This is a genomic window from Bradyrhizobium sp. Ec3.3 (assembly GCF_000472925.1).
Taxonomy (GTDB): Bacteria; Pseudomonadota; Alphaproteobacteria; order Rhizobiales; family Xanthobacteraceae; genus Bradyrhizobium.
Genome location: NZ_AXAS01000028.1, coordinates 1 through 17,851 on the forward strand (window position 1 = coordinate 1; position 17,851 = coordinate 17,851).

6 protein-coding genes and 2 pseudogenes are annotated in these 17,851 nt (G+C 56.9%); 4 read left to right on the forward strand and 4 right to left on the reverse strand.

Annotated features, from left to right (window positions below):
- From YUU_RS0124445 to YUU_RS0124455, 3 genes and pseudogenes are all read right to left on the reverse strand, one after another.
- A pseudogene (locus YUU_RS0124445) lies at positions 1–854 on the reverse strand (glutamine--fructose-6-phosphate aminotransferase); the annotation flags it as partial.
- Between the two features lie 1,248 nt (positions 855–2,102).
- Complete coding sequence (locus tag YUU_RS55210; protein WP_027524772.1) at positions 2,103–4,169, reverse strand: hypothetical protein; 2,067 nt, start codon at positions 4,167–4,169, stop codon at positions 2,103–2,105.
- Positions 4,170–5,172: 1,003 nt separating this feature from the next.
- Positions 5,173–10,758 (reverse strand): trifunctional serine/threonine-protein kinase/ATP-binding protein/sensor histidine kinase, encoded by a 5,586-nt coding sequence (locus YUU_RS0124455; RefSeq protein ID WP_084801526.1) that lies wholly within the window; start codon positions 10,756–10,758, stop codon positions 5,173–5,175.
- A 655-nt stretch (positions 10,759–11,413) separates the two neighbouring features.
- On the opposite strand from YUU_RS0124455, the pseudogene nolL reads away from it, so the two are divergent.
- Together nolL and YUU_RS61315 are read left to right on the forward strand one after the other, a co-directional pair.
- A pseudogene (gene nolL / locus YUU_RS62745) lies at positions 11,414–12,459 on the forward strand (nodulation factor fucose acetyltransferase NolL).
- 821 nt (positions 12,460–13,280) lie between these two features.
- Positions 13,281–13,919: a hypothetical protein gene (locus tag YUU_RS61315; RefSeq protein WP_245288078.1), complete on the forward strand. Its 639-nt coding sequence runs from the start codon at positions 13,281–13,283 to the stop codon at positions 13,917–13,919.
- A 398-nt stretch (positions 13,920–14,317) separates the two neighbouring features.
- Here the strand turns inward: YUU_RS61315 and YUU_RS0124470 are convergent, their stop codons facing one another.
- Positions 14,318–14,695, reverse strand: a complete 378-nt coding sequence (locus YUU_RS0124470) for a hypothetical protein (RefSeq protein ID WP_156944493.1) — start codon at positions 14,693–14,695, stop codon at positions 14,318–14,320.
- A 570-nt stretch (positions 14,696–15,265) separates the two neighbouring features.
- On the opposite strand from YUU_RS0124470, the gene YUU_RS58865 reads away from it, so the two are divergent.
- Positions 15,266–15,424 carry a hypothetical protein gene (locus tag YUU_RS58865; protein ID WP_156944494.1) on the forward strand — a complete coding sequence of 53 codons (159 nt, stop codon included), beginning with the start codon at positions 15,266–15,268 and terminating at the stop codon, positions 15,422–15,424.
- A gap of 950 nt (positions 15,425–16,374) precedes the next feature.
- Positions 16,375–17,850 (forward strand): acetyl/propionyl/methylcrotonyl-CoA carboxylase subunit alpha, encoded by a 1,476-nt coding sequence (locus tag YUU_RS0124480; protein WP_027524776.1) that lies wholly within the window; start codon positions 16,375–16,377, stop codon positions 17,848–17,850.
- Position 17,851: the final 1 nt, after the last annotated feature.

A 17,851-nucleotide genomic window follows, 5' to 3' on the forward strand; every position in this document is an offset into this window, starting at 1 on the left:
GGCAGCTTCACCGGCAGCGACACGCGCTCCGATGCCATGTCGACATAGCGGGCTAGCGTGTGGCCGACGACCTCGGGCTGCTCGTGGATTTCCTTCGCCATGAAGTGGCGGTAGTTGGCCTTGTCGACCAGCGAGGTCGAGGTCGCATGCTTGATCTTGTCGCGCTGGACGGCGCGGCCGTCCTTGTCGAAGATGGCAACGCTGTTGCGGGTCAGCACGACCCAGTCGCCGTCCTCGAGATAGCTGATCGTGTCGGTGAACGGACCAAGCGCGATCGCGTCCGAGCCGAGGAACATCTCGCCATCGCCGTAGCCGATCGCGAGCGGCGGACCGTTGCGGGCGCCGATCATCAGGTCGCCCTCGCCCGCGAAGATGAAGCCGAGCGCGAACGCGCCGCGCAGCCGGCTCAAGGCGAGCTTNACCGCNTCGACCGGCTTGTTACCNCGCGTGAGCAGATCGTCGACCAGATGCAGAACGATCTCGGTNTCGGTCTCGGTGCGGAACANCGTCCCCTTCGCTTCGAGCTCCTCGCGCNACTCGCGGAAATTCTCGATGATGCCGTTATGGACCACCGCGAGGCGCTCNGTGGCGTGCGGATGGGCATTGTGCTCGGTCGGCTTGCCGTGGGTNGCCCANCGGGTGTGNCCGATGCCGNTNGTCCCCTTCAGCGGCTTGTCACGCAGCCGCGCCTCGAGGTTCTTCAGCTTGCCTTCGGCGCGGCGGCGCTCCAGGTGATCGCCTTCGAGCGTGGCAACGCCTGCGGAGTCGTAGCCGCGATATTCAAGCCGCTTGAGCGAATCCACCAATTGCTCCGCAACCGGTTCGCGCCCGAGAATGCCGACAATCCCGCACATGCGGATCAATATCCCCCAACTTCAGTAAAATTGATTTTCAAAGTCGCTTTACTTTCTTGCGACGCTCGATTGCCAAAGATGCTCAAAGAATTGTTGCGAGGTCAGATGGTTTTGGTCCTACGATTCGCTGTCGGACCATTTAACCCCATGCGTTCTTACGTATGAGGTCGCTTCAACAGTGCCATTTCGCCAAGACGCAGTGCGGCTTCGGTGAGTGCGATCGAATACCAGCATGTAGCGGCAGCAAAGGAAACGACAGTTTCGATGTGAGTGAAATAATCACGCGCGAGCCGACGGACGCCGTATCTAATCGCGAGCCACGGCACGCATAGTCCCTTCTCCCGGTTGCAAAGATAGCAATCGTAGCCGCAATAGGGCTCCCGCGTGGACATATCTCGCAAGTAGCCGACTTCTAGTGGTCGATGACACTCGATGCAGATCGACGAGCTGCTTGGTGTCCTGTGATTTACCAAAATGAACTTCATGATCATCGGTTATATGGAGAGTGATTCATGATGCGCCGGCGCGACTGTTAATGGATGCGCGGCCGCTGCCGGAATGAAGCGCATACTGGATTACGAACTGCCGCCTGCACGCTGTCACTCGTCCGCGCCACACAAAAGATGCCCGGCCACTTTCGGTGGCCGGGCAGAAGTCAGTCTCGGAAGGAGCGATGCGACTGCACATCGCGCCAGCTTCCGTCGGCAGAGGGAGGGGCTGCTGCCGACGGTCCATTTGCGGCGAGGGCATTCGCCGCTAACCTTAGCCACAGATCGCCAATGTCCGTCCCGAACGAAATCTGGTGTTGCTTTCTTCTGTTCTATCGAAACGGGATCCACTGAATTCGGCCACATGCCAACCGAAGCACGTGGCCGGACTTGACGTGCGCTGGTATTGACGCTCGACGTACATCGACTGTTTCTCCAGGCCAGTTAAGCAAGGATCGATAACCATCCGATATGACTGAAGGCTTTTCTCCAAGCCGACTTTTGCCTTATGCGGCATCCTATCAGACTGGTAAAATCGATTGTGTTGATGGGCTGCATCTACGCTGTGGATCACTTTAAGACTTACCTTTCGGGGCCGTCGTGGCGACTTCGCGGTTTCGAGGTCCTCGCCTGCGCTATCTGTACGAGCTGGGCAGGTCCGCGGCCTGCCAATTATCGAGTTTGCGCTACAAGGGCTCACCTTCCTTCGCTAAAGCCGAGGATTACCAGATTAGAATGCGTTGCCGTCAAAGCGCGCTCTTCAGCCAAGCTCAGGATGGATCCGAACGCGTTCGCCGCTGTCCGTTTGTACCAACTCGGCCCTGTAAGGCACACCGTGGATGTTGACATACGTTGGGCGCCCGACAGCGGGCATGAGGCCCTCGCCTTCCAAGGCTCGGGCAAGGTAATTCGGAAGCAAGCGTTCGCGATGTTGCCACCCACCGCGGATGAGATAGCCAAGATCGGGTACAGGCCGAAGGGATTGCCCAGTGGCCCGAACGGATGGCCCAGCTTCATCTATCTGGCTAGCGCGCGGATGATGGATGAGACGAACGTCGTTGCGCCCTCCCGGCCCCAGCGTGACCGAGTAAAGCTCTCCGTGGATCTCGACCTGCCGCGGGCCGAACTGGTTTGGCAGTCGATCAATGTTATGGAGGATGTCGATGACCACGTCCGAGGCCGGTTGGGAGCCGTGGCGCCAACCCTCACCGATGATTGGCCCGATATCAGCGGCCTCCTGCTGGGGAACTGATGGCCTAACGAACGATGGCGGTCTGGCCCCGCCAAGTGCGGGCGTAGAGTGCGCGTCGTCGTACAATTCGTACGGTGTGGGAGGATTCAGATTAACCAGTGGCTCAAGATCGCCATAGATGTCCGACGGCATCCGCGTGGCGGATGATGATGACGCGGGTTCTTGCATAAACTCCCTCCAGACGCCCCAAGCCCCTTCGCTCGGTGTCTGTGGCATTGCGGGAAGATCCTGGGCTGGGCTCGGCTGCGCTCCGCGGACCTGTGTGGCTGATGGTGATGCGGGTTGTTGCATAACCTCCCTCCAGAGATCCCATGCCCCGTCACTTGGTGTGGCCGGCATTGCGAGAGGATCTTGCGGTGGGCTGGGTTGTCGAACTGTATTCCCGGCAGCCTCCTCAGGAGGACCTAATCCCAGCGCTTGATTTGCGTCGACCACTTGTTGATATCGCTGGAGCCGGAGCAAATCGGCGTCGATTTTGCCGTCCCCAGTTTGCTGCCTGTACTCCTTGACGTCTTGAGCGAGCCCTTGAGTGAAGAGCCTGCCAGCCATGGCTCCCCTCTCGCGCGTTTGCAGCCAGTCACTCAGCCTGGAAAGACGGCCAGCCTGTCGGTTCACAGTCTCCGGCTCGACCCTATGTGTCCTTTTTTCCGCCGCCCTCCACATGTCGATCAGGGTCGCGTCCATGGCATAAGGAGCCAATCGAAAGCTATCGGTTGTCACAGCCTTTCCGGCCTTGACATCCCGAAGCTTCTTCAAAGCCGCATCCGTGCGCCTTCTGCTGATATTGCGAGCCTTCGCGTAGGCCTCTAAATCGCGATCCAATCCCGGTTCCAGCGCAGGATTACCCAGCCGGTAGGCGATTTGTGCCCTTCCATTCTCGTTAAGCCAGGCGCTGAAATTGCGAATGTCGGCTCGAGCATTCCGAATCGTGCCAGCGCTCAGCCCTGTGGCTTGGCTCTCGAACTCGTTCAAGAGCGCCTCGTCCTCCTCGAAGACGCCGCGTATGCGGGCCGGTTGCTTGGCGTGATCAACTCGAACGTTTGTCGAAAGGATATCATGCTGCGCCTGAGCGCCAGACGATTTTCCGCTGCGTCTCCCTCCGAAAGCCTTCCCCACTTCTGACTTGATGCGTGACCATAGTCCCCGTTTCTTGCTGCTCTTGGCTTGGGTCGGGGACTCCGAATCGGATGACGGGATGTACCGTGCACTGCCGAAGCGATCACTCCGCAGATCGGACTGCGGCCGTTCTTCGATCCAATCTGTAGGGAGAGCGCAGGGGATGTCAACGCTGCGCCGCGTGGGCCTGAACGCGCTCCCCGCCTGTCGCGGCATCCGCATCGAACCACCGATGTCGCCCCCCCGGATCGCTCTACTCCCTCCGGGGCGAGCATCAGGCGAACTAGCTTCTGGGGAGTTTTCGCTAGACGAGCTCAGTTGCAACTCGCCCAATCGCTCCTCAAAAACTTGAACGGTATCGCCGGAGCGCTGATCGCCCTGCGGCTGCTGACCGTACGCCCGCGCGAATCCTTCCACATCAAAGTCGAACGGGTTGAAATTGTTGTTCGTTCGCTCCATGGCACCTCACAAATCCGCGCAGCTGGAAGACATCGAACCTGGCCCACGGGAAACGGCCGAGTGAAGTCGTGAAAGCTCTGGCCCCGGTTCCGCGTATCGAGTCTGCAGCCCAGCAGACTAATCGTGCGTACTATGAGCAAGCAGGCACCCCTTCAGTTCATATTGACATCGGCCAGTCCGTGTCGTTCTCAGTCTGGTAGAGGGAATTGACGTTCAGATTTTGGGACACTCCTCGATAGGTCAGTTAGCTGTTCAGGAGCTGACAAGCCCCAAAATTTCAGCGACCAGTTGCGACTTCTTCCACGGCAGGATACGGCGTGCTCTTCAAACGATTTTGAGCGAGCACGCGACTTCGAAATTGTCCTCACTCGGCACGCCCGACCAAACACGAGCCTTCGCGCAGCTCGCGAATGGCGATTGGTGAGGAGCCGCAAAATGGAGCTCGCATCCATTCCTACGGCGGCGCCTCGAGAGAGAGGCTGCGCCTGTGCCATGTCTGAAGCGGTGAGCGCAACTTAAAGGAAGCGGGGGAGATGTTTTCGTGGTTACTGATCCCGCACGGATGACCGACCGATTGGAGCGGGAGATGATGTTCCGATTGGCAAAACGACGAAAAGATGGCGCGAAATGCCAATTCAAGAGTATTCATTCGACGTAGGCCGCAGAGACACCGCTTATGGAGTTAACGGTTTTCTCTGTGGAACTTGTAGGCTCGATCAGGTTTTCGATTCCGCGTGAAGGCCTGAAGGCCGACCTCTCCGGCGGCCTAAACCCAGATCACCCATCCTCGATCAGAAGCGCAATCGTTCTCCAGTTTGCCACCGTGCGATTTCGATAGTTCCGGTCCACCTGAGAAATTTCAGCGCTTCGGACCGTTTCGATCTGCCAGGAGGCCGGGCTCGACAAATCCGCGCATCAGAAGGCGGACTGACAAGGGACGCAATTGTCTGAGACCGAACCAATCGCTACGCGGACCGACCTTTGCCGGGACTCTCGTCGTGTCTCATGCCGCTGGTATTCCATCAGTTTGTAAGGCGGGATCGGTATCATCGGGATCGACAGGCAGAGTGAACTGAAAGACGGCGCCTCTAGTCTCTTTCGCACTCGCCCACATGCGTCCACCGTGGGCCTCGATGATTGAACGGCAGATGGCCAGTCCCATGCCCATGCCCTGGGCTTTTGTGGTGTAGAAGACCTCGAACAGACGCTCTACACTGTTCGAATCAAATCCTGGACCGGAATCTTGCAAGCTAATCAGTATACCAGTCGAGCCAGATCTGGCAGTGCTGATTACCAGCTCCCGCGCCTCCTCCTCTGCTCCGCTCATCGCCTCGACGGCGTTGATGATCAAATTGATAATCACCTGTTGGAGTTGAACTCGATCTGCCCGAATGAGCGGCAAGGCGCCGGCGAGTTGGGTTTGCACTGAGACACTGTTATTCATCACTTCCGCGCGGGTCAGGGCTACAACTTCAAGTACCACATCATTGATCGCCAAGGGGGCCTTTTGTGGAGGCGCGTTCCTGATTAGCGCGCGGATCCGATCGATGATCTCTCCAGCTCGCACGGCATCGCTGAGAATCCGACCGAATGTCTGCCGGACCCGTTGCAGGTTTGGCGGCTGCGCATCGAGCCAGTTTAGACCGGCCTCCGCGTTGCTGACGACCGCACCGATGGGTTGGTTGACTTCGTGCGCGATCGAGGCCGTCAATTGCCCCATTGTGGTGACGCGATTTGCGTGTGCGAGCTCGATCAGGGTCTCGCGATACCGCCGCTCGCTTTCGCGGGCTTCGGCCTCCGCCCGCTTGCGTTCAGTCAAATCAACCACAAACGCAACACCCTGATCCTGTCGCACATCGAACCCGGCTGCCCCGATCAGCACGGGCACGCGGGTACCATCCTTGCGGATGTACTCCTTCTCGAAAGCTTGGACAGCTCCAGTCATTCGCATCTCCGTCTCGGCGCGCGCAGTGCGCTCCTTCCAGTCTGGCGGAGTTAGCTCGTTCCAGCGCACCCGGCCTGCGAAGAGATCCTCGCGATCGTATCCAACTATCTCGAGAAAGGCATGATTAGCCTCGATAATTTCCCCCTCATCGCTAAAGATAAAGATCCCGATAATGTTGGCGTCGACCAGGCGGCGGATTTTCGTTTCACGTTCCTGAACATCACGGTACAACCGACTGTTTTCTAGGGCTATTGCTGCTTGCGAGGCGAGCAGCTTTAGCACTGAACTCCGCGCCAGCGCGAAGATGCCGGGCGCCAGGTTGTTTTCGAGGTAGAGCACGCCGATGAGCTTGGATTGAGTGATGAGGGGCAGGCACAGAACGGAACGCGACCCGTGTTCGCGGATATAGGGGTCGTTAGCAAATGAAGATTGGACAGCAGCATTCTGGAGAATGACGTTTTCACCGGTGCGCATGACATAGTGGAGCACCGATTCTGGGAGGGCAGCCGCGGTCACCGATTGCTCATGCATGTGCACAACGAGCGCTTGACTGCCGGTTGTGGCTTCTGCCTCGATCCGCGGTTCATTGCCACGGAGCAAAATCAGCAGACCTCGCTCGGCACCGGCCTGCTCAATGGCGGTGCGCATGAGTCTATCAATGAGCCTCTGCAGAATGATCTCACCGGAGACCGCCTGCGAGACTTTGATTACCGTAGCAAGGTCTAGATTTTCAACGGGCGCTCCTATGCTCGTGCCGGACAGCGCTCGCGCGTCATCCTCCTCATTCAGATAAGGAAACAACTCGCTGAGCTGTCGCACTTTCCCATCCGCTCCCCAACGCAGATAGTTGTGCCGTGCATCTCTCAGATAAGTCTTTGCGATCCTCTCATACCCACGCGCAGCGTAAAATCGCCCCGCAAGCTCGCAGGCGATCGCCTCATGGTGAAGGAAACCATCGGCCGCTGCGGATCGTATGGAGTGTTCGTAGAGCCGCATTGCTTCTACATCGCGATTGTCAAGCCTTGCCATTTCGGCTGCAACCAAAGCAGCTCGGTGCTCAAAACTCTGAGGGCAATTCGTCGCCCACGCCAGAAGCTGTTTGTGATGGGCGTCTATGATACCTCGATGCTCTTGCTCTTCACTCACGACTGAACCATCGCAATGACAAGAGTGAGCCAGCGCACCGTAGAAGTGGAAATCCGCTGTTGAGCCTTCCGTCGGTACCGTCCATATTAGAGGTTCTGCCTTTGACCACGCATTGATCGCGGCGACGTAGTCACCCGCAAAGAAACGCGCCTGAAGCTTACGGGTCCAATAGATGGCTCCAAGAGCGGCTACTTCTGGACCTTGCTCAAGCGACCGCTCGACGGCCAGTTCGTCAATTTCGTGAGCGTCAAAGTAGCCGAATCTGCGCGTGAGGCCACGCATGGTGCGAACGAATCCGAGCTGCAGACCTATGATGTCGGCCGCGAAGCGGAACTTCATCTTACGAACGGTAGCGAGGTTTCTCGCTATTTCGCTCTGTACGTCTTTCAGAGGATCGCCCGCGCTGATCATGCTTGAGGTCAAATGCGCCAGACTGTAGGCCTCATAAACGAGATCGCCGACTTCGGTGGCCGCCTTGAACGCTCGCGTTATCAAGTCGCGACCGGCCCGGATGTGTTTGATCCAAGGAATCACGGTGGATCCGACGGCTAGATAGACCGGAGCCTGAAAACGGACCAACCCACGACGATCGACCAGATCGCAGGCGAGCTGACCAAAACGATAAGCGGCTTGATAGTCACCGAACCGGCCACCTAGGACCCGGTTAAGCCAAGCGTAGTGCGCACACGAAGCGTCAGAGTTGCCGTGGTCGAGGCTAAGATTCACCGCTCGGCATATCACCAAAGTAGGTAGGTTGGCGTCAGTAAACGCGGCCGGAGGAACGATCCGCGTCAAGACGGCTAAAATAGCAAGGCATGTCTCGTCTTTCATTAAAGGCAAATCTGCGATTTTTTCAATCTGGCCATCAGCGATCTTTGACCACATCAGCTGATATTCGGATTGAGCCTCCTCCTGCGTTGGACGTGGCGACCACTCAATCCCGACGCTGCGTAAATACTCGAGACCTACCGCCACCGCACGCGCGTTGTGGCCGCGCGTCAGGTACAGGTCCACGCGCAAACATGCTACACTTGCTTGTTCGACCGCATGCATAGTGCGCTTGGAAAGGCCGGATAGGCGCTCCTCGGCGACATCCAGCTCGCCGATCAGGAATTCGCACTCGGCCCGGTTCAGCTCCAGCGCGAAGGTGAGCTCGCGTTGATTTTGCCACGAGTCATTCGCAAGCAGCGCAATACCGGCAATCAGGTAGGTGAGTGCAGATGCATAAGCTGCGGACGCTTTGGCGCGCTGGCCGGCGATCAGGTTGAACTCTGCGAGCTGCTCCCGTTCCTTACTGGAGGTTATTAGGGACAGACCCCGATCGAGTTGATTAACGATATTAAAGATAGCCTCTCGACGGCTCTCCGGAGGCGTATGCGCGGCGAGCATCCGGCCAATCCGCAGATGGGCTGGAGCGCGCGATACTTCCGGAACCAACAAGTACGCGGCTTCCTGAATGCGGTCGTGGATGAAACTGTACGTGTCTCCGTGCCGTTCGACTAGACCCTGATGGATCGCCGGCCACAGCAGTGCGTGTACCTGCGCCTGCGAAGTCGCGTAAACAATTGAAAGTTCCGATGCTTCGGCGATGTTACCGAAACAGGCGAGCTGCTGCAGCGCATTCTGCGTTGCGGCTGGCAGGCGGGTGAGTATCCCGACCATCAGGTCCACCACGTTATCCGTGTATCCCTTTGCGTGGATGCGTTCGAGATCCCAAGTCCAGCGCGCCGCGCTGTGATCGAAGCTCAATAGTTTCTCTGCGGCGAGAGCAGAAATGAATTGAATGACAAAGAACGGATTGCCCGCAGTCTTCTGGTGAACGAGCTGAGCGAGCGGTACTGCGCGCTTTGGCTCGCAGCGAAATGCATCCGCAATCAACTGCTCGACATGCTCAGGGCTCAGCGGCGGAAGCGCGATCTCCTCTATGTTCTTCCCGGTGCTGTTAATGCTATCGAGTTTGCGTTTCAGTGGATGGCTGGAATCGACCTCGTTGCTCCGGTACGCACCGATGAGCAGCAGTTGCAGTTCGGCCTCGGCCAGGAGATGCTCGAGCACGTCAAGAGTTGCCGCATCGAACCACTGCAAATCGTCAAGGAAGATCACCAACGGATGATGTTGGCGGGCGAAAACGCCGACAAACCGGCGAAAGACCAGTTGGAAGCGAGTTTGTGCTTGCTGGGGCGGAAGCTGCGGAACGGCAGGCTGCTCGCCGATGATCAGCCCTAGGTCGGGAATCAGGTCGATCATTAGTCGTCCGTTCGGACCGAGCGCATCCAGGAGTGCGTTGCGCCAATTCGCGAGCTCAGCGTCACTTTGGCCGAGAAGAGGCCGGACAACACCCTGAAATGCCTGAACTAGCGTCGAGTAGGGAATGTCACGCTTGAATTGATCAAATTTGCCCGACGCGAAGACCCCACGCGAGGGCACCAGAGCTTTATGCAGCTCGTGGACAACGGATGACTTGCCGATGCCGGAGTAACCGGCGACAAGTACTAACCTCGGGGCGCCGCTCTTGACCACGCGATCGAAAGCCGCGAGCAACGCCTCGATCTCGGCGCCTCTCCCGTAGAGCTTCTCGGGGATCAGCAGGCGATCCGGCGTATCTTGTTCGCCTAGCACAAAGGGGGCGATACGTCGCCGGCTCGACCATTCGACGAGGCAGCGCCGCAGATCGTGCTCAACACCGGCGGCCGTTTGGTAACGATCCTCCGCAGCCTTGGCGAGTAGCTTCATCACTATTCGGGAGATCGGCTCCGGGATGCCTTCTGCTTTCTCTCGCGGTGATATTGGCTTTCTGGCGATATGACGGTGGATCCACTCCATTGGATCTGACGCGGCGAACGGCAGTGTGCCTGTGAGCATCTCGTAGAACGTGACGCCGAGTGAATAGAGGTCGCTGCGAGAATCGATGGAGCGATTCATCCGCCCGGTCTGTTCTGGCGCCATGTAGGGCAGTGTGCCCGCGATGAACTCGGGCGGCTCGCTCGCCTGCCGCTCGCGCGGGTGGCGCGAAGCAAGGCCAAATCCGGTGAACCGAACCTGTCCGTCTGGGCAATTGACCAGAATATGAGCTGGCTTCACGTCTTTATGCACTAAGCCATTCCGGTGAATGTTACCTAGAGTTGCAGCGATGCTAATGGCCAGATCCAGAAAGCAGTCCAGCTCCAAAGGTACTCCCAGCAGGCGAACCAGGGGTTCACCGGACGGATCCTCCAGAACCAGAGTGGTTCGGCCAGCTTCGCGGAGTAGCTCCAGAGGCCGCACCGCCCATTCCCGGTCGAGCCCTTCCCTTAGTTCATACTCATGGGCCAGGCGGTCGAGCGCAGCACGCGGAGGGTGCGCCGGAGCGGTGCGCACAATCAGAACTGGTTGCCGGTTGCCATCGGCGTCCGGACGCCACGCGCGGCAGAAGACCCAATCATCGTCTTCCCAAAGGACCACCGAATCGTCATGTCTTTCCATGTCGAACTGAGGCGGCTTGAGAGGGTCCTGCGACATTCGACCGTCCGGTCGATTAAACTAGGCTTAAATAGAATCTGCCATATATTCCGCAACATGACAATTTCTGCGCGTTGGCGGGAGTTTCAGATTTGCGCTTGTCTGAGCGATCCGTAGCGGGGACGCGGTCTTCGAACCCTCACGGGGCGGCCTCGGAAAATGTAGGCGCCCGGCATATCCCACTTATCGCATCTTACCAGACACAACCTTGAGACGATTGCCGCCCGCTAGAGGCTATGATCGCTTGCGTTGCCGGCTGCAGTGACGCGTTTTCAACAGACATGACAAGCGTGCACAATCTAATCGCGCGACGAGGCCCTAATACCACTTTCAAAATGGTGGCGGGTACGATCGAGAGTTGCTGAACACGGGCAATCCGCGAATTCAATCCTAACGACTCCACGAACGTTCTATTGCTAGGCATCTGAAGCAGATAGCCGTGCGCCAGCAATCCGATTGGCTAACGTTGTAGATAGCACGCACGTTTTCGGATCGACAATGGACTCATTGCGTCGATCCGGCCGCATCCGAAGAGCGTTGAAATCTACAAAGCGACATCGAGAGTCGCGGTCATCTTCCATTGAGAACGGAAATAGGGCAGAACCGAACCGGCCAATCCGCAAGCGGATGCAGGAAAGAAACGGTTAGAGGCTTGATGACCGATCAGATAGCAACAGCGTCAACAGAACGTAGCTCGCGCTCAGCTGACAGGGATCTGAGTTTTGATTTTGCCAAAGGGATTCTCATTATTCTGGTGATCGTTGGACACCTATTACAATATGTCATCATCAGAGCTGATGAGTATTGGTATTCGCCATATTTCAAGTCGATCTACATGTTTCATATGCCTCTCTTTATGGCACTCAGCGAATATCTTTCCTCGGGTGCACTTTTGCGAAAAGCGTTCGCTCGCAGCATCAAAGACCGCGGGGTGCATTGTTGTTGGCTATGCTGTTTTGGTGCACATTCACGGAAGCAGCTAAGCTGGCCGCATTTTCGCCCGCGCTAAGTGTAGCGAACGGCGTGCTGGACTTCTCAAGAGAATTCGCTGGCACATATTGGTTTATATGGGCAACCTTCGCTTCCTTTGTTGTCGTTGGGCTTCTCATCGCTGCCAATCTGCGATCGACGTGGATGATATACATGTCTGCTGTTATGATCGCACTCGTACCGGTCACATTTTCGATAGTCCCCTTGATCAGGTACACTTAGGCATTCCTTTGCCTTGGGTTCTTGCTTGCCAAGTCTTCTGGCTGGCGGACGAGCGCCTCCGTCCGCTACAATTCTCTTTCGCTCCTCTTGCTCTCTGGTCTCGCTTGCGCGTGCTTTCTTGCTTGGGGCAAGGAGACTTATGCCTACAACAATCTCGTTCTGATTGACGATGTTCAGTCGGCCAAACAAGTATTGCTAATGTACGTTGGCTCTGCAGCGGCCTCTGCTGTCGCCGCGGGAGTTATGCTGCGATGCTGGACCTTTTGTGGTTCAAGTCAGGTCGCTCGCTTTATCGCAATGGACCTGGGTCAGAGCACGCTGCTCGTTTACCTCCTCCAAGCGAGCGTCTTCCGTCTCATGGACCTGGTCCAGTTCGGAGAACTCTGGGACCTCCCGACCAGAATTGCCGTCGCGATTGCGCTTGGCGTGACGATCATCGTGGTTGCGACAGGCATCCGCTGGATTGTCCACGACCTGGGATTCATGTAGCGAATTGTTCTCGGAACGCCGCCACGCTCAGGCTTGCTGAAAACTCAACCTGCGTCCAGCTAGCCTTGTAAAGCAAGTTTCGCCAGACTTTCGACACAACCACTTGTCAAAGCCATACGCCGCGCCTCAAACGTAAGCTGCCGACACAGCTATGCTTCGAGGGCGCGGCGCCATCGTGTCAACGAGCGGCGATCGAACGACCAGTGATTACTCGGCATTGCATCGTGCCCTGACCAACGCACAGGGATTCCGCATTCCGTGATCGAGGCGTCTGCTGCCGAAATTCTGTCTCAATCCGCCGGTCAGCTCCCCCCTCGATTCGAAGTCAGACTTCTCGAAGGCGACCATTTCCTCTGCTTTACCTAGTCTGTGTCGTAACGCGAGAAAACTCGCTCCTTGGCCCACCGTTCGGCAACTCCCCAGCGCCAAGGTCGACCAGGCGCGAAAGAATCGTGATCGTAGCGCGGCATCAACGGCATTTCAATTGCCGCGGACGTAATCCGGAATACGCCATTGCTCGCTCATTCTATCCATGGGGTGAATGCGCTGCATCACAACAATCTATTTTACCAATCCCAATGAATGCTGCTAGTCAACGCAGCGCTTGAGCTCGGGGATGGAGCGGGTCGTGAGGATTAATCGTCGACTGTTGAGGGCAATTGCTCCAGGTGGACTAATTCGCCACCTGTTCAACGGTAAGGCTCCAGGAAGGCCTTTCGAACGGTTATCAGCAGGTCTTATCGGGCAGCATCCTCCCGCGCGCTGGAGGCCAGCGCGTCGCAATAGAAGATTCGTGTACCAGAACGATGCATGAGGCAGCTATGACTTTGACAGTGTACGTATCTCGAAAATCGAGGCCAGTTGAGCGCCTGAACCAAGCATATCGGGTGATGGCATTTGGTTTTTTTACGCAGCTCCTTCGATATTTCGCTCTTCCTTTTCGCGCTTTCGCCAACTCATCTCCCGTTCGACTGAAAGCTGATGCTGACCCACATATCCCCACTGCGCCGCCTGGAGAGCATGCTGCGCTCTCACGTTGCTGCAGTTCCCGTATTCAACACCTTAAACAGAGGATCGAGTTACAAATCGAAGAGATTGCAAGACTAATCTGCGAGGACCAGAGCGCGCTTGAAGCAACTCGGCTCCTCAATGCACTTACAAACGAGCTGGTAGCGGCGAAGCTCGACATGTACTCGAAAGTTGACGAACAAACTGATAGTGCAGTCACAGGAGGGAAAGCGAACCGCATCGAGCAGGAGTACGGCAAACTGTACGAGCCGGAACAGCTTTTGAAGCTGGGACGGCTTTTTGATGAAGCAGTCTTGGCGTTACCCCCAAGCTTGCGAACACCTTCCAACCGGACAGACATCGCCAAACTTATCCTAGGACGTGCATCTCTTACTCAAATCGAACTTGGTCTTCTCGTTAAGTTGATTATCGCCCTTGTGGCTGCCGCTTGAATACTAATAGACCTCGCTCCTCATCGTAACACGATGAAGAACAGTCATGACAATGCCAAAACGAGAAATCGAGCTGCTTTCGCCCTAGCGTCGGCGGCTCGACGCGTCCGAGGCGACTTTCGGCAGATCGCCGATATCTGATCTCATCACTCGATCGCCGAAGTCGCGCCAGAGCAACCGATTTCCGGCACCGCTGGTGCGCTCACATAAGCCAACGCATCGCCCATGCCGTGTCTCTGCACCGATGGGCAATGGACGACCACCTCGTTTGACGAACTCTTGGCTCGACGGATTGCCAGCGAGTGCCGGACTCGCAGATGTTCGCACGGTTCCTCGACACTCTACCGATCCGACAATGCTCAGATCTCTCTGCTTGTAATGACTTCGCGTGCCAACGTTCAACTGACTGCTCGAACCACGGCGAAGACAATGGCCAACCATGTGGCCAGACAGAACAATAGGACGACGCGCCACGCCCTTCCCCTGAATCGATTGCGCCAGTTGACAAGCTCCGATGCGCAACCGGTGAAGCAGCGTCCCCGCACGACGTCCATCATCTGATTGTAGTCGCGGAACTCGAACTGCGAACGATTTTTACGGATGTACTTGATCCGATCCTGAGGTGCGAAGCAGCCGGCCCATATATTTTTGGCCCTCTCTTGCTCGTCTTCCTTAGACCGGCCGCAATTATTGGCGAGAGGATAGTCGGCAGCCGGCGTCACGATGCCATGCTCTCTGCCGAGCACGTAAGTGGGGAGCGTACTCAATTGAAACATGCGCCATTCCTGCATGGTGCATACCTTTCATATTGCGTTCATATTCTGCGCTCCACGCCTACAATGTGACGCTACGTCAGATTCAAGCTATTCCTTTGGTGCCTACCAAATCTAGTTGGCTGCAGCCGCGACCCTGCTCTCCTTATTGAGCCTGAGGACTTGGGCTTTCAATTCGCAACGCAGCAATCGAGCACGTCGAAGTTGGGCTGACAGCTGCTTGTTCGGCTCGCTTCGGAAGCGCTACCCCTTCTCATGCCACCGTCTTTGCCTGCTTGACCGCTCGCCTCATCTCCGCGTGGGCGGACGGCGAACGGGCCTTTTTTGCCTTTTGTCGACGAGTGGTCCCGTTTGGCGGCTGACGTCAGCTTCTGCCTCGCAATCACTCAGGATCGGCCACGATCAACTTTGCGATTTGGTGGGCTGAGCCGCGAAATCGTTTTACCCTCCATCTTTCTTGTCGCCTTGCCCGCTAAACATTGTCGCGAATGAGGTGCCTGCCGCCGCCATACGAATTCACACAATTTCGTCAAACCAACCGCTCGGAGGGCTTGAATCGCACGTGGCGTCAAATTGTACGATCTCGAACAAGTGATGGTGGTCTCCGGCGAGGCCAACGTCTCCAAGGAGTCCAAGGATCGCCAATGTCCCACCCTTTTCATGTTCACCCCGAACGACGCTATCAAGATCCGGACACTCTCGCCCGAAAAAGCGATCGCCGACTTCCTTTAGACCTTGAGTGCCTGCCACCTTTGGCCCAAGTCAGGCGAAAGAGAGCGAGTACTCTGAACTCGATGCCGAGCATGCACACCTCTCCGTCGCCCATCGCAAGAGAATTCCATCCAGCTCGCCAATTCGATCTCGCATCGTGGTTCGTGCTCATCGTCACAAACCCGATATGTCCGATACAGCACCCCTCCTACGCGTCACGAGGATGTCCGACACGGAACACTGTGATGACAATGCGCGACGTGCAGTTCACCTGCGTCCCGAGACGCGCGTTGCGATTGCCCCCTCATCTGTCGCTTTCGGATGCATTCGAGCTCACTTGAAGTCACGTCACTATGGCTCAGGGCAGCGCCCCGCCCCGTGAGTTAAAACGTCGCTCTTGTCGCGATAGTCGCTGATCTGAGCCCTTGGCCAACTGTCTATTGCAGGAGCCGTTGACCGTCGCGCACGACGCTCAATACGGCGCCAATCTACCATCAAAGAGGATCTCTTGACTCGACGCCTGTGTCCCCTCGCTCTCTGGGCCTATAAAACCGGTTGCAATGTAATAGCTATCGTGGCGTTTGCGACCATGCTCTCTCTCACCTTCGAGCGCGCTGTCGCCCGAGATAAACCGGCAACAGAGGAGGCGCAGAGGGCTTGCACGCCGGACGTGTTTCGGCTCTGCAGCGGCGTCATACCGGATGTCGAGGCAATCACTTCTTGTCTCCGAACTAAGTTCACCAGTTTGAGTGACCAGTGTCGCTACGTGATGTCAACGCATGATAGCGTAAAGGTAAAAGCAGGCTCGAAATGACTTCGGCACGGCTTCTATTGGTCCCGGTCGGCCTCGCTCGAGCCCGATCCAAAGGGCATCGCTGCTGTTTCGCCTTTGCGTGACGAGTGCGCGCACTTACTCGTGGACCAACAGCTCTCGAACGTCGGAATTCCGACCTCCTTTGGACGAATACGCGATGCAGACACTACCCTTCGATACGGTCCTGATCGCCAATAGGGGCGAGATAGCCGCGCGCATCATCAAGACGTTGCGCAAATTGGGGTTACGCTCCGCAATCGTCTATCACGATGCCGATGCAGACACGCCAGCGGTTTCCATGGCGGACACCGCGATCGCCATCGACGGTTGCTCCCCCATCGCGGCCTATCTCGATGCCCATCAAATCATCGCGTCAGCCTGCAGAGCAAAGGCCGGCGCCTTGCATCCTGGCTATGGATTTTTGTCGGAGAGCGCGGAGTTTGCGAGAGCTGTTGAAAGGGCAGGCATTGCATTCGTTGGGCCGAGTTCAGAAAGCATCGAACTGATGGGCGATAAAATTCGCGCCCGCAGATTTGTTCAGCGCAGTGGATTTCCGGTCGCACCTTCCGCCGTCGAGGAAGACGATCCAGAGACTTTCCCTTCCAGAGCGCGGGCCCTTGGCCTACCTTTACTGGTGAAACCTTCGGCTGGCGGCGGCGGCAAGGGCATGCGGATTGTCCGCAATCTCGACACCCTTGATGACGCGATCGCTCACGCGCGCCGTGAGGGGCTACGCTACTTCGATGATGGCCGGCTCTATGTCGAGCGATATGCTGAAAACCCACGCCACATCGAAGTGCAGGTGTTAGGCGATTCCTTCGGAAATCTGATCCACCTTTTCGAACGAGAGTGCTCGGTGCAACGCCGTTTCCAGAAAATCATTGAGGAGACACCCTCACCTGCCTTGTCGCCAAAGTTGCGTAAAGAGGTCTGCGAAATAGCGGTCGGCATCGCTCGTAGCGCCAATTATCGAAATGCTGGAACTGTCGAATTCATCTTCGATGGGAGAGAATTCTACTTCCTCGAGATGAATACTCGGGTTCAGGTTGAGCATCCTGTAACCGAGATGGTCACCGGCATCGATCTGGTTGCCGAGCAACTTCATATCGCCGCAGGTCGCCCGCTTCGCCTTTCACAGTCCGATATCGTCTCTAAAGGCCACGCGATTGAGGCCAGAATCTACGCTGAAGCTCCTGAACGCGACTACGTTCCGACGACCGGAAAAATACTCATGCTGGAGTACCCTCAGCGCGAGGGGGTACGAATCGACAGCGGCATTGTTCAAGGTCAGCAGATCACGACGGCATTCGATCCCATGCTCGCAAAGGTCGTTGTACATTCGTCTACGCGCCGTGACGCCGCATTAGCGTCGGAACGCGTAATGCGCGAGTTGGTTCTTCTTGGCTGCGAGACAAACATAGATTTCCTTGCGCGTCTGTTCGCTGACGAGACGTTTTTGAGCGGACAGATTCATACCGGCTATCTCGACGAGAACCCCCACGTGGCGGCTGGCCAATGTGCGAGTGACCTACCCGCCGTCCTAGCGGCCGCCGCGCTTCTGACGCGGCCCGTTCGCGACTCAGCAGACGCCGTGCCCACGCTCCATGCAGAGATCGGCAAGTGGAGAAATTGAG